The organism is Alphaproteobacteria bacterium SS10, from assembly GCA_019192455.1.
GTDB lineage: Bacteria > Pseudomonadota > Alphaproteobacteria > TMED2 > TMED2 > TMED2.
On sequence record JAHCML010000003.1, the window covers coordinates 127,469 to 148,208 of the forward strand.

Sequence of the window (20,740 nt, forward strand, 5' to 3'; positions counted from 1 at the left end):
GGCCGCAGCCATGAATGGCTTCGGTTTAACATTGCGATGATTGGCGCCGGTTTGGGATCCGGCCTTGGCGCCGTTCCGCCCTCCACATTGCCGAGCACACTTGTAACCGCCAGCGGGGTAACGCCCGATGAGCTGCCAAGCACCTTGCGCGATGCGAGTGCCCAAAATGCTGTAACCGCGGCACCGGTTCGTAGCTTGGTGCCAAACGCCATTCCGGCCGTTGGTGCCGCCGCTGAAACTGACGATGAACCCGCTGAAGGTGAGGCCACGCCTGATAATCCGCTGGGCCTGACCCCTGAGGAAGAGGCCCGCGTTCAAGAGTTGCAGCGTATCGATGCCGAGGTGCGTCGGCACGAGCAGGCGCATATGAACGCCGGTGGTCAGTATGCCGGCCAGGCAAGCTATACCTATGAAACTGGACCAGATGGCGGTCGCTACGCGGTTGCCGGTGAGGTTCCGATTGATACGGCGCCAGTCCCTGATGATCCGCAGGCAACCATTGATAAAATGGAAGTCGTTATTCGGGCAGCCCTCGCACCGGCCGAACCATCGGCCCAGGATTTGCGTGTTGCCGCTGGTGCTCGCCAAACAATAGCCAGTGCACGTTCTGAATTGCGAGCGGAAGAGCGCGAAGAGTTCCAGGCCCGGCTATCGGGTGAGGATGATCAGGGGCCCGGCATCAACGATGATGCAGCTGAGGCCCCAGCCGTTGCGCCAGTTGACGCTGGTGAGAGCACTGGTTCAGGTGAGCTACAAAGTGGTGTGGCTGGCCTTGTATCGTCGGTTTATGACACTGTTGGTGGGCTGCGGGGAAGCGGCGATCAACCGGCAAATTCATTCGCTGTTTAGCAGTTGGATGATGTATAGTTATTGAAGTTCTGCGCTGGCACAGAATGTGCGTGGTTCGCAGAACGGTTTGGACACCACGGATCAGCTTAAAATAGCTTGGTCCGAATGCGAGATCAGAAAGAGATCGACATGGTCGCAGGATTACCCGGCGTATCCGGCCTAACGGCTTGGCAACAGTTCATTAAGAACCCGGAACAGCAGCTGACGCAGTTCCGTAATCAGCCATCCGTGAAATCCCAAATCGAAGAATTCCGTGAGAAGTTCAGAAGCTTCAGCTCTGTCGAAGAGTTGGTGGACGATTACGGCTCCATGCAGGTCGTCCTCTCAGCGTTTCAGCTTGAGGAAGAGATCAATTTCACGGCGCGAAATCAGAAGATCATCGAGGAGCCTTACGAGGGTGAGGGTTCCGAAGACAGCATCGTTAATCAGCTGATCGATCCGCGCTATCGGGAACTTGCTGAGGCATTTGATTTCCAAGGCCGCGGCAATACGGTTTTCACCAGTGGTGTGGTGCTGAATGAGATTATTGATCGCTTTGTGGTCAATGAGTTCGAGAAATCTCTAGGCGAGAGCAATCCTGGCCTGCGTGAGGCTGCATTCTTTGCCCGTTCGGTCGGTGAGTTTGAGAATACCTTCCAGCTGCTGAGCAACCAGGCACTGCGCTCTGTTATTGAGGGTGGTCTGCAGCTGCCCTCACAGTTCGCCGGTATCGATATTGATCAGCAAGCCCGGACGCTGGAGCAGCGGATCGATGTCGATAAGTTCTTCGGTGAAGATGACGAAGGCACGACAGAGGCTTTCCAGCTCAGCTCTGCACAAGACAATGTAGGCCGGTTAAGCCCATTGCTGCAGACAGGCAGCAATGCGTTGAACGTCTTAAACAGTGTTATTGATCAGATTCAGTCGATTGAGGGGCAGCTTACCCAGATCGAGCAGGACACAGACCCACTTGGCCCGAACGCGGCTGAAGTCGCGTTCCAGACCGATGCCTTAGGCGAGTTGATAACCGCTGATGCACTGCTAGGTGCGGCTGAGCAAGCGACCAATCAGATCAACCAAAACATTAATCAGCTGCGCAGCCTATACCAACAGACCGTCGGTCTAGACCCGGTTGCTGACGCTGCCCAGATCACCGAAAACCAGGAAGCGTACAACGCTCTTGTCGAAGACATCGTCCTTCAGCTGAATACCGCTGATATTGTTAACCCAGAGACCGGTGTAACCGAGAACCTGCTGCTGCCGGTTCCGGGCCCAGGTGTCACCACAGTTAACTACCAGCCCAGTAGTACGGCCCCTGCGGAGACCATCACAGGTTATGACCTAAGTGGTTTCCTAGCTGATGTGCAGGCCGCCAATGCTGATTTCCAAGCCGGTAACTTTGTTGGCGCAGATACACAGATCTTGGCGACACGCGGGCAGTTTTACGCAGCGCGTAACGACTTGCCGAACCAGCGCGACGCTTTTGAGAATAATCTCGAAAACAACCTGCCTCAGTTCTTAGGCGAGGTGGATATCGATGCGGTGTCCCAGGCACGCCTAGCAGCACAGCAGTCGGCCACCAATGCGTCCAGTATTGTGGGTTTGGTTGGCACGCTTGAGCAGTTGGCGATTCAGCTCTCTGATGCTGGGCTGTCTGCCGCTGATCGTGCCGATCTTGAACAACAATTCAGCGATACCCAAGCGCTGCTTGATGACATTCTGAACCCGCCAGACCCAGACAACTACGTCACCAATGGTGGCGCCACAATTACGGTTAACGGCTTCAGCGATATCAACATCCGCGGCATCGATTTCAACGATCCGGTTCTTTACGCAGATCTTGATCCGGGTGTTGTGCCGCTTAACGCTGCCGATGCTGCAACCCTGGCGACGACCCTGGGTGGAATCGTTGATGATGCAGCGGAGTTGCAAGCTCGGCTAAACACCGACCGGTTCGCGCTTGAGTTCATCGAAACCCAGGCCAACCCAATCGCCTCCCTGACGGATGAGTTGCAAAGCTTGGTTGATGGCTTGCCCGCGGCTTTAGCTGGCGCGGCCGGACCGATTGGTGCGGAAGAGGATGAGGATGGTAACTCCTCAGGTGGCATCAACCTGCTATCCCCTGGGGGCAGTGATGCCCGGGTGTTCCTCAACACTGGCATTTCGTTCGAGATTGAGGCGCTTAATAGTTATGTCGAGGATGTTGAGAACCTGATCATCAGTGCGAATGGTCAGCTGCTCTCAAACTCTGTCGGCGCGACGGCTGAGCTGTCGACCGCCCTGACCAACGCCATCGCGTTGCGCGATCAGCTACGCCTCGATCTGAACCCAGTGCAGGCGCAGTCCGATCAGTACCAGACGATTATTGATACCCTGGCCCCGCCTGAGCCACCGCCAGCCACCAGTGAGTTTGCTAACCCCTATTCGGCAGCGAACCAGTTCACCCTGGATTTCGTGCAGCGCTACATCTCGCTGAACGATTTGGCCAATCAGCAGGCGGCTGGTGCCAATGATCCGATCCTGCAATTGCTGCAAGGTGCCCGGGATGGGCAGGTTAGCGACAGCGGTGGGGCAAGCGGCATCAATTTGCTGATCTGATTCGTCAGCCGCTAACTCGATTTTGGCCAGATTCCCGAGTCCCAACCCTAGATTTAGCAGACACAACATCTAGTATTGGGTATCGACCCGTCGCCGCACAGAGTGGTTTTAGGGGGTAGCCCCTATATGTTGTGTCTCTGATGTGTTGATAAGTTCGGAATAAGGTGCACAAGCCGGTCCAAGTGACCGGCTTTTTTGCCTTCTGCAACAGCTTTTCCGCGCCGGGATTTCACGACTGATCTGCTAATAAGGCAGGGAAACCGCCAGCCCCAGCACTGGTTGCCAAATTGCCCCATGGCATGGCTGCCACGCCCATTCCGGGTGCGGCTTTTTTTGTTGAAATCGTCGTTGACAGGTTGGTGGCCTCGAAACACTATATGTGGTAGCTAGATGACGCAGTGACCTCTACAGATAGTGTGTCTCTGGCCACACAGTTCCGTGATCGAAAGGCCGCAGCCAGGTAAGGCTAGCACGCCAATCACGGTCCGAGTTCGAACGGACCGGCCATATATCACGGGGGCAAAAGGGCCAGGATAAGGGGAAGGGCGCCGGATAGCCGGGGCAGTTGGCTGTTAAACGATGACGATGGGGTGGCCCTCATCAATCGTGGCCAACTGGCACCAAACACCTATATATAGTAGCAACCGTGGTTGCAGATCCCGACGGGTGGACCGTCAGTATGTAGTGGGTCGCAATCGCTAGCAGAGCAAGGGCAAGGAATATGTTGAACGAAGCGATCCAGATGAGTGACCGCGCGCAGGTTAATGTCGATAACGCGCGAGACGATAAGCTGACCGCTTTTGGTAAGGCGACCCTTACCGACCGCTATCTGATGCCTGGTGAAACTTTCCAGGACCTGTTTGCTCGTGTGGCATCCTACTATGCCGATGATACCGAGCACGCAAACCGGCTCTATGACTACATCTCCCGCCTATGGTTCATGCCGGCTACCCCTGTTCTGTCCAATGGCGGCACTGATCGTGGTCTGCCGATCTCCTGCTTCCTGAATGAGAGCCAAGACAGCCTCGAAGGTATCGTTGATCTCTGGAATGAGAATGTCTGGCTAGCAGCACGCGGCGGCGGCATTGGCTCCTATTGGGGTAACCTCCGCTCCATCGGTGAGATGGTGAAGGGCAATGGTAAGACCTCTGGCGTGATCCCATTCATCCGCGTCATGGACAGCCTGACCCTCGCCATTAGCCAGGGTTCCCTCCGTCGTGGTTCGGCTGCTTGTTATCTGCCGATCGACCATCCGGAAGTTGAAGAATTCATCGAGATGCGCCGCCCGACCGGTGGTGATCCAAACCGTAAGGCGCTTAACCTGCACCACGGTATCCTGATCAGCGATGACTTCATGCGCGCCGTTGAACGCGACGAAGATTGGAAGCTGAAGAGCCCGAAAGATGGCACGGTGATGGACAAGGTCCGCGCCCGCGATCTGTGGATCCGCATCCTGACCGCCCGCATCGAAACGGGTGAGCCTTACATCATCTATTCCGACACGGTGAATAGCCAGCTGCCAGAGCACCACAAGCTCGCCGGCCTGACCGTTAAGACTTCTAACCTTTGCTCTGAGATCACCCTGCCAACCGGTAAGGATCACCTGGGCAATGAGCGGACCGCGGTTTGCTGCCTGTCTTCCCTGAATGTTGAGACCTTCCTCGAGTGGAAAGATCACCCAACCTTCATCGAAGACGTGATGCGCTTCCTCGACAATGTTCTGGAAGACTTCATCAACAAGGCACCAGACACCATGCACCGGGCGAAATATGCCGCGATGCGTGAGCGTTCGGTCGGCCTCGGTGTTATGGGCTTCCACTCCTTCCTTCAGGCCAACATGGTGCCGTTCGATAGCGTCATGGCGAAGTCTTGGAACATGCGGATGTTCAAGCACATCAAAGCTGGTGTGGATGCCGCTTCCAAGACCCTGGCTGAAGAGCGAGGCGCCTGCCCAGATGCTGCCGATTACGGCATCATGGAGCGCTTCTCCAACAAGACCGCGATTGCACCAACCGCATCAATCTCAATCATCTGCGGTGGTACCTCACCGGGGATTGAGCCGATTGCGGCCAATGCCTTCACCCACAAAACCCTCTCCGGCTCGTTTGAGGTGCGTAACCGCCACCTCGCCAAGCTGCTGGACGAGAAGGGTCAAAACACCGATGAGGTTTGGTCCTCCATCTTCACCCATGAGGGGTCGGTCCAGCACTTTGACTTCCTCACCGATGATGAGAAGGCTGTGTTCCGCACCGCGTTTGAAATCGACCAGCGCTGGTTGATTGAGCTGGCCGCCGACCGCACCCCTTATGTGTGCCAGGCAACCTCGCTCAACGTCTTCCTGCCGGCCGATGTGCACAAACGTGACCTTCACCGCCTGCACTTCCAAGCCTGGAAGAAGGGCGTCAAGTCCCTTTACTACTGCCGCTCCAAGTCCATCCAACGGGCTGAGAGCCACAACTCGGCGAACCAGGCAGCAGAGCAGAACAACATCCTGGCAGAAGCCATCGCGGCGGAAAGCGGTGATGTTAACGGCGAACTGCCACTGGCAGCGTCAGCCGAGGCTGGTGCCCTGGCTGAAATGGCCGCCAATATGTCGGCTCGCGCCCAGGGTGGTAGCGGCAGCGGCAACAGCGCCGATTACGAAGAATGCTTGGCCTGCCAGTAAGGCCTGCAGGTTAGGACCGGCGACGTAAGACCGGCCCCACCAAAAGTAACCAAGACGACTGGAAAATCTGCGGGCGGCCCGCTGACTCATAAGCCGCCCCCAATTGGCCCCCGTTATTCACATAACGCACAGGCCAAAACCGGTCGCGGCACATAAAAACAATCGCCGCGCCCGTATCAGCGGGAACGATCTAACACTACTATCCGTGACCAATGCAGAGCCCCCACGCTCGAACTGTGATCACCGTAACCGACGACTAACGTCAAACGACCAAAACCGATCGTATTTGTGGAGAGACCGAAGAGATGTCCAAGCTTCTAACCCCTAATCCAGTGTTTAAGCCCTTCTCCTACCCATGGGCTTACGACGCATGGCTGACCCAGCAGCGCATCCACTGGCTGCCTGAGGAAGTGCCACTGGCCGACGATGTAAAGAACTGGAAGCATGATTTGTCAGAAGCTGAGCGTAACCTGCTCACCCAAATCTTCCGCTTCTTCACCCAGGCCGATGTGGAAGTGAACAACGTCTACATGAAGCACTACTCCCAGGTGTTTGAGCCGACGGAAGTGCAGATGATGCTCGCTTCCTTCTCAAACATTGAGACCGTGCACATCGCTGCTTACTCCCACCTCCTCGACACCATCGGCATGCCAGAGGTCGAGTACTCCGCATTCCTTCAGTATCAAGAGATGAAGGATAAGTGGGAGCACCTGCAGGACTTCAACTGTAAGACCAAGCGCGACATCGCCCGCACCCTCGCCATGTTCGGTGCGTTCACCGAAGGTCTGGCACTCTTCGCCTCCTTCGCGATGCTGCTGAACTTCCCACGCCACAACAAGATGAAGGGCATGGGCCAAATCGTGACCTGGTCCGCGCGTGATGAGACCCTGCACACCCACTCGGTCATCCGCCTGTTCCGCACCTTCATCGCTGAAAATCCAGATGTCTGGGATGATGAGCTGCAGAAGACGATCTACAAAGAGTGTGAGACCGTCATCAATCATGAGGACAGCTTCATTGACCTCGCCTTCGAACTGGGCCCGGTCCAAGGCCTCGAGGCACAACAGGTCAAAGACTACATCCGCTGGATCGGCGATCGCCGCCTGATGCAGCTGGGCCTCCAGCCGATTTACCGGGTGGAAAACAACCCACTGCCATGGATGGATGTGATCCTCAACGGCATTGAGCACACCAACTTCTTCGAAAACCGCGCGACCGAATACTCCAAGGCCGCGACCCAAGGTAACTGGGAAGAAGCCTTCGAATAAGCGGTGACGCCACCGCTGGCTTGACTTGAACGAGCAACAAAAAGCCCCGTCAGAGCAATCTGGCGGGGCTTTGTCTATGAGGTTAGGTTGATGTCTAAATATCTGGAAACAAGCGAATATGATGACTTTCTAAATTCTGTAATGTCATCGAAAAAGTTCTTAAAGCTGGCCAGGAAGAATTTGCACTATTGGAAGTGGTTTGCTGTATCAATCCATAATGCACTTCAAGCCGGAATGGTTTGCCATTTGAGCGGCTCTGCCGGTTTGGGTGCAAATGATATGAGGCGAGTTAAAGAGCAACTCGAATGGCATGAGAGGGACAGAAAGGGAGAGATTGAAAAGGAGGTTGTCGGTAGAGATGAATTTGATCTTCCTGTCTTCCAAGTGAAGAATCCCAAGGACTGTTATCCTGATGACCGCCTGGCTGATCCTAAAACTCTGCTTAATAGAATGGGTAAACAGGCTAAGCGGGTTGAACACGGTGCTGGCTCTATAATCCCCATAAGTCAAAAGCACCTAAAATCATGGGCCTCTATTTGTAGTTTGAGAAATAACTTCGTTCATTTTTCACCATCGGGATGGCTAATAGAGGTGGATTTGATCAAAATTCACTCTCGAGAATTGATAGATATTATTCAGTGTATAATCGATGACGGATATGCTGTTCGACATGCAAAGCCTAAGCGTATCAAAAAAGCCAAGAAATCCTTGGATGTAATGGAACGTATTTTGTCAAAATAATGCCTATCCTTCGTTTTATCGCTCGGTTTGCTTCGTTGATCCTCACTATTGTGATGATCCTTATCGCGTCTGCCTTCGGGTTTTTGATGTATCAGTTCTACACCGCGCCCGCTGGGGCTGGGTGGTTCAATCTGGGGCTAATCATCCTAGCCCCGATGGTGGTCATTCTGCTGTTCATCATTGGTTGCTTCCGATGGGTAGCAAAACGGTTCGGGCGAAAGCCTGAGGTTTAGAGCCATCGCTCCCATGTGAGTGGCACTCTCATCTCGCAACTGTCTTGTCAGGTAATGGGCAATATACTCACCGTCATGCCTATGCTTCCCCGGAGTGAACCCCAACTAGGAGGTATCAGTTATGACGAGCGACAAACCGTGGCTGACTGCCCGAAAGATAAGTAAATATCAGTATAAAGTCGGACCAGCGCGTGAGCAGAACATCATTAGTAAAATTGGTACTTTCTTTGCCTCATTATTCTTGTTGGGTGGTGGCCTCGCGACAGCGACAGCGCTCTTCATACTCGGAGCCTTTTTGTCTGCTCGTATGGACGAAGGCGGCGCGATAGCATTGTTGGCGATGCCAGTGATTGGTGGTGTTGGTCTTGCAAGTCTTTTTGTTGGTGGTGTCTTGCTCGCTATTTGCGGGACGGCGGATTGATCGTCGCAACCGGGTGCCTGGTTGGTGCGGTGGGGCGGCCGGCGCGACCCTATCTTGATCCCCGGCTTTGTGCCTGAGGCGCGTTGCGCGCTGCCCCTTGCAATATAGGGCTTGGCGTTTGGCGGGCTGTGCCGCTAGGTTCGGCGCCGTTATGCGTTCCGGAACCTAAAAGCACCGCCAAACCATGTCTTTGGAGGCTGGCCGCCACCCCTTGGCGTCTGAACATATCCATTACTTCATCACCGCACCCGGTGGCTTTGACCAGATGCTCTATGTGGTCGCTGGCATTCTGGTGCTGGTCGTGCTGGGCCTTGGTGGCTTTTACTTCTGGCTGCATTCCCTGCCAGAGCGGATCGCCCATGGCCGCCAACGCACGCAGATGGAGCTGGTGGCCGTGCTGGGCCTGATTGGCCTGTTCACCCATAACAACATCTTTTGGATCGCCGCCTTGCTGCTGGCGATGATTGAGCTGCCCGACCTCTCCAACCCCATTGGCCGTATGGCCGATGCGTTGGAGCGCCTATCCGGGTCTAAGAAGTCTGAGCGTGACGGCGAGACGGATGCCGCCCCGGCGTCGACAGTGACGGCAGAGGCAACAAATGCGGGTGAGAAGAAGGACGCGCCGGCTTCAGAACCAGCGGTGGGGGCGTAACGACATGTTTGAAGTTATGCTCTGCTCAATCTTCACCTTGCTGCCGGATTACCTGATCCGCCGCTATGTGCAGGGTAAGCGTATCGGCAAAGAGATTACGTTTTACTCCGTCTGGTTTGAGCTGCGTTACGGCATTACCGGCTGTGCCGCGCTGACCGTTTTGTTGATCACAGTGGTGTTCTACAACCACCCCTCAACCTCCAATGCGACTCTCGTCTTCCGTGCTGTGCCGGTGATTACCGAGATTAGTGGCCGGGTTGAGGAAGTGTTTGTCGGCCCACGCGGTGAGCTTAAGGCCGGTGACCCGATCTTCCGCCTCGACCCCTCCGCGGCACAGGCAGAGGTGAAGACTGCTAATCAGCGGATCACCGAGGTTGATGCCCTGATCCTGCAGGCCAAGGCCGATTTGGGTGCCGCCACCGGTCAGCTGCGCCAGGCCCTCGGCGCCTATCAACAGGCGTTGGAAGAGCTGGAGAGCAAAGAGATCCTGCGCCGTCGTAACCCAGACATTGTCGCGACACGCCAGATCGAAAACCTGCAAACCATCGTTGAGACCCGACAGGGTGCGGTGGATGCTGCCCAGGCGGCACAGCAGGCGGCCGATCTTGCCATCACCACGGTCCTGCCGGCCCAGCGCCAAACCGCCCAGGCCCAGCTTGAAGAAGCGATTGTTAAGCTCGATAAGATGGTGATCCGCGCCGGTGTTGATGGCCGGGTTGAGCAGTTCACCCTTCGTGTCGGTGACTTCGTGAACCCGTTCATGCGCCCTGCCGGGGTGTTCATCCCATCCGATGCTGGCCGTACCACCGTGGTTGGTGCCTTCGGCCAGATTGAGGCCCAGGTGCTAAAGGTCGGGATGGAGGCAGAGATCAGCTGCGCTGCCCTGCCATTGACCATCATTCCAATGATCATCACCGATGTGCAGGAAGAGATCGCGAGTGGCCAGATCCGCACCTCCGACCGCCTCGCCGATGTGGGTGATCGCGGCAACCGGCCACCGGGCAATGTGCTCGCCTATATGGAGCCGTTGTATGAGGGCGGGTTGGACGGCCTGCCACCGGGTGCTAGCTGCATGGCCAATGCCTACACCAACAATCATGAGAAGCTGCAGGACCCGAATATCAGCATGATCCGGTATATCGCCCTCCATGTGGTGGACACACTGGCGATCCTGCATGCGGGCATTCTGCGTTCCCAGACCCTGACCCTGCCGGTCCGCACCCTCGTGCTCTCCGGCGGCCATTGATTGCCGGGGGCCGTCTTGTCACCCCGGGTTCAGATCAGCCAGGCCATCCTCGACCGCAATATCGCCGATATGCAGGCGATTGCGGATAGTGCCGGAGTGCGGCTGCGCCCCCATGCCAAGACCCATAAATCGGTTGAGATTGCGCGGCGTCAGATGGCGGCGGGGGCGGTTGGCCTGACCGTCGCCAAACCAGCCGAGGCGATTGTCTTCCTTGAGGCTGGCATCCCCTCGATTAAGCTTTGCTATCCGGTGATTGAGGAAGAGCCACTCGATGCTGTTTTGGCCGCCGCCAAGAAGCATCAGGCTGAGGTGATCTTCGTCGTTGATAGTGATCAGGGCATCGATGCCTTGATGAAGGTCTCGGCAGCCCATGGGGTTGAGCTGCCGGTCTATGTTGAGGTTGATGTCGGCCTGCGCCGCTGTGGTGTGGCGCCCAGCAGTTTAGCCCTCGTTGAGCTTGCTGGCCGGGTTGCAGCAGCGCCCTCGCTCACATTTGTCGGCCTCACCGCCCATGCTGGTCATGCCTATGGCGTGACGGGCGCTGACCAGGCCGCGGGTGTGGCGGAGGCTGAGCGGCAGGCCATGCTGAAGGCGAAGGCGCGGTTGGAAGCGCTGGGCATGCCAGTGCCAGAGATCTGCGTTGGTTCCACCCCCAGCCTTTGGGCACAGCAGGACTTCACCGGGATTACTGAGATTAAGCCGGGCAACTATGTGCTGAACGACCTGACCCAGCTGACCATTGGTGTGGTGGATTGGGAGCGCCTGGCGCTTAGCGTTGCCGCCACGGTGGTTAGTGCCAACGACACCTACCTGATTATTGATGCGGGCTCCAAGGTGCTGACCTCCGATCTTGGCCCCCATGGTAATCAATCAATCAGCGGTCATGGCCAGGCCTATACCGCCGATCAGCAGCCGGGCCGCGATACCGGTCTGACGGTGACCAAGCTGTCTGAAGAGCATGGTTGGATCGCCCATGAGGGCAATCCGCTGCCCATTGGCACACGGCTCACAGTCTTCCCCAACCATGCCTGCCCCGTGGTCAATTTGGTGGACCGGCTGGCGATTGAGGCGGATGGTGATATTGCCGAGCATTGGACCGTCGATGCCCGGGGCTGTTTCTGACTGTTGTGTATCAAAGGGGTTGGCAATGGAATTGCCGGTGATGAGCAAGGCAGAACGGGTGCAGTATGATGACGAGCTGCGGACCCTAATTGGCCATAATGCCGAGGCTTACGATCACCTCATGCTCTCCATGGCTGAGATTAATCAGATGGAGCCGATGGATGCCCGGCGTGCCCGCGCCAAGCGCCTGAACTTTGAACGCTCTGCCTGGCTCGGCCTTTTGCTGCCGATCTCTTACTTCTGGTATCGCAAGCTTTGGCTCGATGGTCTGTTGATCACCGCCGGTTGGTTCGCCATTGCCGGTTTAATCAACAGCCTGATCATTGAAACGCCGACGCTGTTTTTCCACGTCATCCTTGGCCTGTTCACCGCGCTATTCGGCAAGGAATACGTGATGGAGCGGTATCGCGGCATCCTCGCCCAGGCACGCAGCCGGATCGAAGACCCAGCAGAGCGCCGCGCCTATCTCAGCCAACGCGGTGGTGTCTCGAAGCTGGGCGGTGTGCTGCCCTATATCGTGCTTGGCGTCGTAATGCTGGTGATCTTCTTGATTTACCAAGCGCCACTAGGCTGAACCGGCGATGACCGCATCGGTGGTGGTGACGGTCGCAAACTCATTATGCAGGGCAGAAAGGGCGGCGCGGTGCAGCTGATCCGCCGTGATTGGCTCCCCGGCATCAAAACTGGTGTCAGCGTTACGGGCAAAGGTGGCGCAGGCATCGCCAGGCAGCGTTACCGTAAACCCAAGATTGGCCGCCATCCGCACCGAGGTTGAGACGCAATGGGGGGTGGTGAGGCCACAGATCACCAAGCTCTCAATCCCATGTTCGCGCAGGTGGTTTTCCAGATTGGTGCCGATGAAGGCAGAGTTCACATGCTTCATCATCACCACCTCACCATCGAGTGGCTGAACCGGTGGCTTGAACGCGGTGCCCGGTCCTTTAAGTGGTGATCCCGGCGTGCGGCTGTCATGGCCGATATGGACCAGGGGCCAACCCTGTTCGCGCCAATGGGTCAGCAGGCGGCTGGCATTGGCCTCCGCCTCTGGATTGTTCCGTTCACCCCAATAGGGACCTTCGAGGCCCACTTGAATATCGACAAGGATCAAGGCGCGGTTGGTGTGATCAGACATGGCAATACCGGTGGCTAGAGGATATGCAGGCGGTGCAGCAATGATTTGGGCTTAAGCCAAACCACTATTTCGACATATCATTCAAGACATGGCAGCCGCACGACTTTTCGATTTCCTGAACACCATCGCTGAACAAGGTCGCACGATCCTGGGCGCGGACCCATCAACGGGCCGGAATGTTGAGCAGGTGATTACCAATTGCCACCGCCTGCTATCCAGCCGTGGTGAGGCGGCGGAAATCGCCCTCGCCTTTGCCGTTCTCGACAGCTATCGCCGGTTTGATGAGGAAGAGAAGACAAGCTTCTTCGACGCGCTGCTATGGGAATTTGCGCCCGATAGCGCCGTTGTGAAACAGGCGGCGGATAGCTACCTGAAGGATCCAACGCCGACGGCGCTAACCAAGCTTAATGAGGCGACGACCCCACGGCGCCAGGCGCTGCTGGAGCATCTGAACCCGGCACCAAACGCCACCATGGATTTGGTGCGGATGCGCGCTGATCTGATCGATCGCCTGCGCGCCAACCCAGAGCTCAAGGCCGTTGATGATGACTTCGCCCATGTCTTCGGCTCCTGGTTCAACAAGGGTTTCCTCGAATTGCGCCGTATTGATTGGCAGATGCCAGCCGCCCTGCTTGAGAAGCTGATCGAGTATGAAGCGGTGCACGGCATGGCGGGTTGGCGTGATCTACGCAAACGCATCTTGCCGCCGGATCGAATGATCTATGGCTTCTTCCATCCGCAGCTGGAGCATGAGCCGCTGATCTTTGTTGAGGTGGCCCTGACCACCGATATGCCGAATGAGATTACAGGCATCTTGGAGGGGGAGCGCGAGTATCTGGCGCCGGAGAAGGCTACGACAGCGGTGTTCTACTCAATCTCCAACTGTCAGACGGGCTTGCGCGGTGTCCCGCTTGGCAACTTCCTGATCAAGCAGGTTGTTGAGGACGTGCGGGCCCAGTTCCCGACGATCAAACAATTCGTCACCCTCTCCCCGCTGCCATCCCTACGTCGCTGGGTTGAGAAACTGGAGCCTGGGATTGAGGCTGATGCCGACAACCTAATGTCCGCCGCGGCCCATTACTTGTTGGAAGAGAAGGCGCGTGGCGGCAAGCCACAGGATCCGGTCGCCCGCTTCCATCTTGGCAACGGCGCCCGGTTGGAACGCATTAACTGGGCGGCAAACCCCAGTGATGATGGCCAGTCCCAGAGCTTTGGCATCATGGTCAACTATCTTTATAAACTTGACCAGATTGAGGTGAACCACGAGGCCTATGCCAATGATGGCAAGGTGACCGCTTCCACCACGGTGCAGAAGGCCGCAAAACAATTCACCCAAGCTCAGGGTGCTAGCTAGAGCCCAGGGCTTCGCTATGCGGTGATGTCGCCACTGATATCGACATCTTCCAGGCCGATTAGGGTGATGGTCTCACCGCTTTCGACAAGGATAATGACTTTATCGTCGAATAGGTCAGAGACTTCGAACACTGTGCCGGCTGCCAGCACGATGTTGTCGATGCCGGTCTCAAAGCCATGAATGGTATCGTTGCCAACCCGGCCAGCCTGACCGAACCGGAACTCATCAACGGCGCCATCGCGCTCATCGAACGGGAAGGTTGGGCCGAGGCCAAGATCGATATCGCTGTTGCCGCTGGTTGAGAAGCCGCCACCGGCGAGCACATCATCGCCGCGATTACCGAACAGCACGTCACTGCCATCGCCGCCGACGATGGTATCCGCACCCTGGCCGCCGAATAGGGTGTCAGCGCCATTGCCGCCATCCATCACATCGCTTCCGACATTGCCATAGAGTAGGTCTGACCCGCCGCCGGCGAGCAGGTTGTCGACGGTCACGACAATGCCATCCACCAGGACCGAGGTGCCGCCAAACTCGTCACCCACGGCGGCCCCGGCATTGTCGCCAAAGATGTATTCAATGCCGTCCTGCTGTAGGGGGCGGCCCAGCACATCAAGGGTAAGGGTTCCGCCATTCTGGCCGCCATAAAGGGTGTCATCACCCAGCCCACCAATCAGCGTGTCCAACCCCTGATTGCCATAGACGATTGAACCCACATCTCCGCCAAGTAGCAGGTCGTCACCATGCCCAGCGAAGGCAACAAAGGGCGTAAAGAAGCCGCGGATGATATCGACGCCATCGCCGGTTCGGATCATGTCGGTCGGTAGGCTAATGCCGCCGGGGCCAAGGGCAATGCCCTGGATCAGAACACCCTCCGGGATGTTGAACCCGCTAACCTCATCATTGCCGTCGCCGCCCTCGATTGTGTCAGGGGCGAGTGGGTTTTCGAGCAGCAGGTCGTCATCTTCCCCGCCATCCAAAAAATCGCCGGGCAGGAACGCATCGGTCAGTACAAAGCCATCGGGCAAGGTGGGGTCATTGCCGAGCGTGTCATTACCGCTACCGCCGATCAGCGTATCGCTGGTCAGCGCGCCAGAGATGATCTGGTCATCATCATTGGTGCCATCAATCAGGGACATGGCCGCCTTCCTCCATTAGCCAACGTCTTGGGTATGGGGGTAAGCAGATTCCAGGCCAAGCTTGGCCGGGTGGGCGGTGTTAGAGGATCGGCCAGAGTAGGATTGGGCCGTTAACCAGTTCCCAGGCCAGTGGGAACATCATGGTCGCCTGACCTGCCAACATGCCAAAGCCGGTTACCCGATCAACGCCGCCAGCTCGCCAAATCGCCCGGCGGCGAAGCAGTGGCTCACCCAAGCGCTCTGCGGTGCGGGTGATTAAGCGGGCGGCATGGGTCAGCACAATGGCCCGCGCAAACAGGCCGCAAAATGCCCAGGTGGCAACCGCGGTGGCAGTGGCGATGGCCAACCAGCCCTCATGATCGCTGAAATAGCCGATCATCAGCATCGTGTTGATTACCCACATGCTCAAGCCCATGGCGATGTAATGGCGGCGATAGGCAAACCAGGCTGGGCCCATAACCATGGCCATAAGGCTAAAGCTGGGCACCCAGGGTGATTTCCGCTGCCACATACGGTTGTAGAGCCTGCCAAACCGCTCTGGGCAGTCACGGAAGTAGTCGCCGAGATAATCGACAACATGGTCGTTGAATAAATCGTCGTGCCGCGCGGCCAGCGCGCTACCGCTGCTCATGATTTCTGATCGGCGCCCCAAACTTCCCGATGCGAAACCATAGCAGGAAGCGGGATCAGCGTGAATATGCTGCCATGCTTGCCAGGTCCTGGGTTTTCCGCCATCGCTTCTAGTATGGACGTAACACCCGATGCCAAGGCGCCAACGCCGCGCCAACCTTGGAAGCTCAGCTTTACCATCGCGTTGGTCATCCTGCTGGTTGGTTCTTGCGCCGCCGGGTCTGCCGCGTTGATGGCTAAGGTCAGTGAAGTTGGCCCGGTTGCCAGCTCGTTCTGGCGGTTTGCCCTGGCAGCGCCACTTTTGGTGATTGGTTGGATTTGGGTCGTAAACAATGATCCAGGCCCTAAGGACGGTCGAGAACTCGTTGTCTCAGGCGCGCGCGACTGGGCTTTTATGGCACTGTCCGGTGCCTGTTTTGCCGGTGCGCAGATGATGTGGTTCATCGGGCTGGAATACACCTCGGTGGCCAATGCGACCTTGCTTTTGGCCCTAACACCGCTTCTGGCGGCGCCGTTTCTCGCCTGGCGATTTGGTGAGGTTATCGGTCGAGGGTTCTGGTTGGGCATGGTGTTGGCCATTGCTGGTGTTGCTGGCCTCACCCTGCAATCTGGCGCCATTAGCCAGACTGCCCTTATCGGCGACCTCTATTGCCTAATCTCTGCTGTCTCTCTGGCGGGCTATTTTGTGACGCTGACCCGGTTGCGGCGACGGTATCGGGCGATACCGGTTATCGCCGGTAGTTCACTATTCTGTGCCATGACCCTCGGCCTTGTCATGCTGCCGGGCTGGATCGCCGGTGCGGGCGGTTGGTTGCCGCAGACGGGGGAGGGATGGGCGGTCGTCCTTGCCTTGGCGCTGATTAGCCAAGTTTTTGGCCATGGGCTGATGACCTTTGCCTTGGCCCATCTGCCAGGCCGGTTTGCGGGTGCTTCCGTCCTAATCCAGCCGGTATGGGCATCAGCGCTCGCCTGGCCATTATTGGGCGAATCCCTAGGTTCTGTTCAGCTTTTTGGTGGGGTTTTGGTGTTGGCCGGCATCTATGTCGCCAGTCGGAAATCGGCCGCTGATGATGGCTAGTCCGCTGTTAACTATGCGTTTACCCGGGCCCTGTATGGTGGCAATGGCAGATTGTATGGACGGAAATGGTGGAAATTCCCCTTTTTATGGTATTAATACCTGGATCGCGCGGCGCAGAAAGGCGTCTGAAGCGTGATCGTGATCGCTGGTCTGGCACCCATGAACAATTCAGGGCGCAGAATACAGGCACAGCGGTTCCTGCAACGGTGAGAACATCGAGGTAAGGTACCATGTCGCAAATAGGCACATCCCTAGGCAATAGCGGCCTAGGTGGGGTCAATTCGATCCAACCACGCGGCGATGAGAACAGTGGCTTAGCCCAAAGTCGTCAAGTCGCCACAAAACCAGCTGCTCAATCAGCACTATTTCAGCCGGTATCCCAGCGTTCCGCTGGTGGTGCTGCTACGCCTGTCATCAATGTTGAGTTCGGCCATCCCGCCGGCAGCGTTGGTCAGATCAAGGCGCGGCTGGATGAGCAGCTCTCCGCTTTTTATCGAATTTTCTACAAGGTCGCGGATCAGCAGCAGGAAATCACCAGCAAGGTGGTGAATGCTCTAACTGATCTGATCGATCGGGTTACCAGCGGTGAGTTTGACGCGTTTCAATTCCGCTTCGCATCTGTTGAGACAACATTCTCAGATGCGAATGGTCAGGTTTTTGGCTCCACCCGGCAGTTCGCTCTTGAGCTGACCGCCGTGTCGCGGACCGAGAACACCGTGTCATCCAGCAGCGTTCGGTTGTTTGCCTTGGATGGTCAGCGCATCAGCCTGACCGATGGTGAGGCGCAAACCGGTCTTGTCACCGGTCTTTATGCCCGCACCGCCACGGTGGAAGAACAGCAAAACCCAGTTCTGGCCCGTCAGCCATCAGAGGTGGACGACATTATCGCCAGCCTGCGTCAGACGCAGGAAGCGTTGTCGAGCTATCGCGATGGTGACTTTAAGGCGCTGAACTCATTGATCGGAAGCCTCGGCGGTTCCGGGTCAACGCTGACCTTCAACGTCTAGAAGCGTTCGCGCACCCAATAGGGTTTTAGCCTGTGCGGTTTTGTGCCTAGACCGCGCAGGCTTTGTCGTGTCTGCGCGCAGCACCCTTGCATCCATCCGCAAAAGCCGTCATCTCCCACGCCATGAGCAACCCGGCGTCCAAATCAAGTGACATGGAAACTGAGGCGATGATCCCCATCGCCCAGCAGATTGAGGCTGCCGGTGTCGATGCGCCGATCGCGGCCTATCGCAATTTGCTTGATGTTGGTGTGCTGAAACCTGACCCGTCCCAGGCCTATGTCGCGGAGCGCCTGCAGACCCTGCATCGCGCCGTGGCTGAATATAAGCCGGGCAGTAGTAATGGCGGCGGCTGGCGGGCGCGCCTCGGCCTCACCCGACGCCCGCAGGAGCCAGCGCCCCAAGGTCTATATATCTTTGGCGGTGTTGGGCGCGGGAAAAGCATGCTGATGGATTTGTTCCATCAAACCACCCAGGTCGCGAAGAAGCGGCGGGTGCATTTCCATGCCTTTATGGCGGAGGTGCACGGCAAGCTGCACCAGCTTCGTAAAGCTGCCCGCAAAGATGACGATATTCAGGTGATCCCCAGTGTCGCCGATCAGATCGCAGCCGATACCTGGCTGCTGTGCTTTGATGAGTTCCATGTCACCGACATCACCGATGCCATGATCCTCGGCCGCTTGTTTGAGGCCTTGTTTGAGCGCGGGGTGGTGGTGGTTGCCACATCAAACTGGGCGCCTGATGACCTTTATAAGGATGGGCTGCAGCGTGAGCTGTTCCTGCCCTTCATCGCGATCCTGAAGCAGCAGCTGGATATCATTGAGTTGGATCAGGGGGTCGATTACCGCCAGGCCCGCATTCAGGGTATGCCGGTCTTCCACTGCCCCGATGATGCTGCGGCAACGGCCGCCCTCGATCAGGCCTTTGATGATCTGAGCCGTGGGCAGGCACCGACTGAGGTCACGCTGACCGTCAGTGGCCGACAGCTAGCAGTACCTAGGCAGGCCGGTGCTGTGGCTCGCTTCACCTTTGCTGAGCTTTGCGAGCAGCCGCTCGGCGCTTCGGACTATATTGCGGTCGCAAAGGCCTACCCATCGGTGATTGTTGAGCATGTGCCAGCACTCACGACGGATAAGCGAAATGAGGCCAAGCGTCTCATCCTGCTGATCGATGCCTTATATGAGGCAAGGTGTCGCCTCATGCTCTCCAGTGCCGTACCCGTCGATGATCTCTACCCTGAGGGCGACCACAGTTTTGAGTTCCAGCGAACCCTATCCCGCCTTCAAGAGATGCAAGGCCGGGACTATCTGGATCAGATCCGCGAGGCCGATTGAGGGTGCGCGAGACCTGGCCAAATCGGGGCCCGGTTTCTGCTTTTTCATCAGAATTCTTGCCGATTCATGAGCGACGGCTGTGCCCGTTAAGCCGCTTTAAAGCCATTTACCGCTACAAATGTGGTGTCTGCGCGACGCCATGAATCACGCCCGGCATTTTGCATGAATCAGCACTTGCCTGCGGGCGGGGTTTCTGACTCGCTATTGACAAATGTGACGGTAAGGCACGCCAGAATTGCGCGCATAAACCACCTAAAACACCTTTGTGACCTTATGGTTGCCGCGAGAATCGTGTAGAAAAGGTGTCGGGAAGTTTAACGGCTAAGCCACATGTCATTCGTTTTTAGCGACCAAGCGGTCGAAATCGCCCGCGGTCTGAACAAGCTGTATCGCAATAAAGCGCCGGTTATCACCATGGCGGCGGGGGCTGACCCTGTGCGTGCCGAGGATGTGATTGACCCGCGTCAGAAGATCGGCCCGCTCGATACCCCGCTGGTTTTGGCCGTGATGGCGGCAAAGGATCCGTTTGAGGGCATGTCCCTCGCGGCGTCGGTCCGCATGATGCCAGGTGCCCGGGATCAAGAGCTTGTTGGCGCCATTGTCGGCTTGGTTGGTGAGGTAAGTCGCCACGAGATTGTTCAGGAAACCTGCGATACCGCGATCCGCCAGGAATTTGCCCCGGCGATTGTCACCAATCTTCGCGACCGTGCTGTTACCCATATCGATAATGTCCGGCAGGTCTCACTCTCCAGCCTGGTTGAGCATGTGAGAGAGTTAAGCGAGAGCAAAGTTGTAGATGATCAATTCATCGATGAGCTGTTCTCTCTCGCTTTCCGTTGTGACCTGCGCACGGACACGTTCCGTGACATGCTGGTTAAGGTCCTGCTGTCGAACAAGGTTCGGGCCCGGGTGAAGCTGTTGGTCATTGACCGTTTGCACCTGCTGCCGATGCAGCTGCGTTTGGAATTGGTGACCAAGATTGATGCGCTCGCCGACGGTACAGACAGTGCCTATATCCGCCGGGAGATTGAGTTCACGCTTAAAGAGCGGGGCTTGGCGCCGCCAACCCTCACTTTGCGGCCAAATGCGGACACCATCACCAAGGCCCTGCCATCGCCGATGAAGCGGCGCCCATCTCGGGCCGCCGCGACATACGGCGCTGATAAGCCAGCCGTGCCATGGCACGAGGTGCTGTTGCGCGATAAATACGCCAATCTCGCCCATAGCTGTTAAGCCAAGGCGGCGTCACGCAATCACAACTCAGTCGACTAGAGTGGCGTTGGCATAAATTTGGG

18 protein-coding genes are annotated in these 20,740 nt (G+C 57.0%); 15 read left to right on the top strand and 3 right to left on the bottom strand.

Features of this window, described 5'->3' with window-relative positions:
• The first annotated feature begins 36 nt into the window (after positions 1-36).
• From KI792_01080 to KI792_01125, 10 genes are all read left to right on the top strand, one after another.
• Positions 37-849, top strand: coding sequence for a hypothetical protein (locus tag KI792_01080; protein MBV6631604.1), 813 nt, complete (start codon positions 37-39; stop codon positions 847-849).
• A gap of 105 nt (positions 850-954) precedes the next feature.
• Positions 955-3,426 carry a DUF1217 domain-containing protein gene (locus KI792_01085; protein ID MBV6631605.1) on the top strand — a complete coding sequence of 824 codons (2,472 nt, stop codon included), beginning with the start codon at positions 955-957 and terminating at the stop codon, positions 3,424-3,426.
• A 721-nt stretch (positions 3,427-4,147) separates the two neighbouring features.
• The gene (locus KI792_01090) at positions 4,148-6,091 is read left to right on the top strand and encodes a ribonucleoside-diphosphate reductase subunit alpha (GenBank protein ID MBV6631606.1); all 1,944 of its coding nucleotides are present in this window, start codon (positions 4,148-4,150) and stop codon (positions 6,089-6,091) included.
• Positions 6,092-6,396: 305 nt separating this feature from the next.
• Entirely contained in the window at positions 6,397-7,359 is a 963-nt protein-coding gene (locus tag KI792_01095) for a ribonucleotide-diphosphate reductase subunit beta (GenBank protein ID MBV6631607.1), read from the top strand.
• A 90-nt stretch (positions 7,360-7,449) separates the two neighbouring features.
• The gene (locus KI792_01100; protein MBV6631608.1) at positions 7,450-8,100 is read left to right on the top strand and encodes a hypothetical protein; all 651 of its coding nucleotides are present in this window, start codon (positions 7,450-7,452) and stop codon (positions 8,098-8,100) included.
• A gap of 354 nt (positions 8,101-8,454) precedes the next feature.
• Positions 8,455-8,754: a hypothetical protein gene (locus tag KI792_01105; protein MBV6631609.1), complete on the top strand. Its 300-nt coding sequence runs from the start codon at positions 8,455-8,457 to the stop codon at positions 8,752-8,754.
• 184 nt (positions 8,755-8,938) lie between these two features.
• Positions 8,939-9,406, top strand: a complete 468-nt coding sequence (locus KI792_01110) for a hypothetical protein (GenBank protein MBV6631610.1) — start codon at positions 8,939-8,941, stop codon at positions 9,404-9,406.
• Positions 9,407-9,410: 4 nt separating this feature from the next.
• Positions 9,411-10,652 carry an HlyD family secretion protein gene (locus KI792_01115; GenBank protein ID MBV6631611.1) on the top strand — a complete coding sequence of 414 codons (1,242 nt, stop codon included), beginning with the start codon at positions 9,411-9,413 and terminating at the stop codon, positions 10,650-10,652.
• 15 nt (positions 10,653-10,667) lie between these two features.
• Entirely contained in the window at positions 10,668-11,774 is a 1,107-nt protein-coding gene (locus KI792_01120) for an alanine racemase (protein MBV6631612.1), read from the top strand.
• Positions 11,775-11,814: 40 nt separating this feature from the next.
• Positions 11,815-12,348 (top strand): hypothetical protein, encoded by a 534-nt coding sequence (locus KI792_01125; GenBank protein MBV6631613.1) that lies wholly within the window; start codon positions 11,815-11,817, stop codon positions 12,346-12,348.
• On the opposite strand, the gene KI792_01130 is transcribed toward KI792_01125, so the two are convergent.
• Positions 12,340-12,906, bottom strand: coding sequence for a cysteine hydrolase (locus KI792_01130; GenBank protein MBV6631614.1), 567 nt, complete (start codon positions 12,904-12,906; stop codon positions 12,340-12,342). The genes KI792_01125 and KI792_01130 overlap by 9 nt on opposite strands.
• A gap of 88 nt (positions 12,907-12,994) precedes the next feature.
• On the opposite strand from KI792_01130, the gene KI792_01135 reads away from it, so the two are divergent.
• Entirely contained in the window at positions 12,995-14,260 is a 1,266-nt protein-coding gene (locus tag KI792_01135; GenBank protein ID MBV6631615.1) for a malonyl-CoA decarboxylase, read from the top strand.
• 14 nt (positions 14,261-14,274) lie between these two features.
• Here the strand turns inward: KI792_01135 and KI792_01140 are convergent, their stop codons facing one another.
• Together KI792_01140 and KI792_01145 are read right to left on the bottom strand one after the other, a co-directional pair.
• Entirely contained in the window at positions 14,275-15,399 is a 1,125-nt protein-coding gene (locus KI792_01140) for a hypothetical protein (protein MBV6631616.1), read from the bottom strand.
• 79 nt (positions 15,400-15,478) lie between these two features.
• A complete protein-coding gene (locus KI792_01145) occupies positions 15,479-16,030 on the bottom strand; it encodes a hypothetical protein (protein MBV6631617.1) in 552 nt (183 codons plus the stop codon).
• 114 nt (positions 16,031-16,144) lie between these two features.
• On the opposite strand from KI792_01145, the gene KI792_01150 reads away from it, so the two are divergent.
• From KI792_01150 to KI792_01165, 4 genes are all read left to right on the top strand, one after another.
• Complete coding sequence (locus KI792_01150; GenBank protein ID MBV6631618.1) at positions 16,145-17,107, top strand: DMT family transporter; 963 nt, start codon at positions 16,145-16,147, stop codon at positions 17,105-17,107.
• Between the two features lie 230 nt (positions 17,108-17,337).
• Complete coding sequence (locus tag KI792_01155; GenBank protein MBV6631619.1) at positions 17,338-18,114, top strand: hypothetical protein; 777 nt, start codon at positions 17,338-17,340, stop codon at positions 18,112-18,114.
• A 167-nt stretch (positions 18,115-18,281) separates the two neighbouring features.
• On the top strand, positions 18,282-19,445 hold the full coding sequence (locus KI792_01160) for an AFG1 family ATPase (protein MBV6631620.1): 1,164 nt from the start codon (positions 18,282-18,284) through the stop codon (positions 19,443-19,445).
• A gap of 330 nt (positions 19,446-19,775) precedes the next feature.
• On the top strand, positions 19,776-20,678 hold the full coding sequence (locus KI792_01165; GenBank protein ID MBV6631621.1) for a hypothetical protein: 903 nt from the start codon (positions 19,776-19,778) through the stop codon (positions 20,676-20,678).
• Positions 20,679-20,740 lie beyond the last annotated feature (62 nt).

Excerpts from the sequence above, each read along its gene's own strand:
- KI792_01080 (MBV6631604.1), top strand. The coding sequence starts at position 37 with ATGATTGGCGCCGGTTTGGGATCCGGCCTTGGCGCCGTTCCGCCCTCC.
- KI792_01085 (MBV6631605.1), top strand. The coding sequence starts at position 955 with ATGCGAGATCAGAAAGAGATCGACATGGTCGCAGGATTACCCGGCGTA.
- KI792_01090 (MBV6631606.1), top strand. The coding sequence starts at position 4,148 with ATGTTGAACGAAGCGATCCAGATGAGTGACCGCGCGCAGGTTAATGTC.
- KI792_01095 (MBV6631607.1), top strand. The coding sequence starts at position 6,397 with ATGTCCAAGCTTCTAACCCCTAATCCAGTGTTTAAGCCCTTCTCCTAC.
- KI792_01100 (MBV6631608.1), top strand. The coding sequence starts at position 7,450 with ATGTCTAAATATCTGGAAACAAGCGAATATGATGACTTTCTAAATTCT.
- KI792_01105 (MBV6631609.1), top strand. The coding sequence starts at position 8,455 with ATGACGAGCGACAAACCGTGGCTGACTGCCCGAAAGATAAGTAAATAT.
- KI792_01110 (MBV6631610.1), top strand. The coding sequence starts at position 8,939 with ATGTCTTTGGAGGCTGGCCGCCACCCCTTGGCGTCTGAACATATCCAT.
- KI792_01115 (MBV6631611.1), top strand. The coding sequence starts at position 9,411 with ATGTTTGAAGTTATGCTCTGCTCAATCTTCACCTTGCTGCCGGATTAC.
- KI792_01125 (MBV6631613.1), top strand. The coding sequence starts at position 11,815 with ATGAGCAAGGCAGAACGGGTGCAGTATGATGACGAGCTGCGGACCCTA.
- KI792_01130 (MBV6631614.1), bottom strand. The coding sequence starts at position 12,906 with ATGTCTGATCACACCAACCGCGCCTTGATCCTTGTCGATATTCAAGTG.
- KI792_01135 (MBV6631615.1), top strand. The coding sequence starts at position 12,995 with ATGGCAGCCGCACGACTTTTCGATTTCCTGAACACCATCGCTGAACAA.
- KI792_01140 (MBV6631616.1), bottom strand. The coding sequence starts at position 15,399 with ATGTCCCTGATTGATGGCACCAATGATGATGACCAGATCATCTCTGGC.
- KI792_01145 (MBV6631617.1), bottom strand. The coding sequence starts at position 16,030 with ATGAGCAGCGGTAGCGCGCTGGCCGCGCGGCACGACGATTTATTCAAC.
- KI792_01150 (MBV6631618.1), top strand. The coding sequence starts at position 16,145 with ATGGACGTAACACCCGATGCCAAGGCGCCAACGCCGCGCCAACCTTGG.
- KI792_01155 (MBV6631619.1), top strand. The coding sequence starts at position 17,338 with ATGTCGCAAATAGGCACATCCCTAGGCAATAGCGGCCTAGGTGGGGTC.
- KI792_01160 (MBV6631620.1), top strand. The coding sequence starts at position 18,282 with ATGATCCCCATCGCCCAGCAGATTGAGGCTGCCGGTGTCGATGCGCCG.
- KI792_01165 (MBV6631621.1), top strand. The coding sequence starts at position 19,776 with ATGTCATTCGTTTTTAGCGACCAAGCGGTCGAAATCGCCCGCGGTCTG.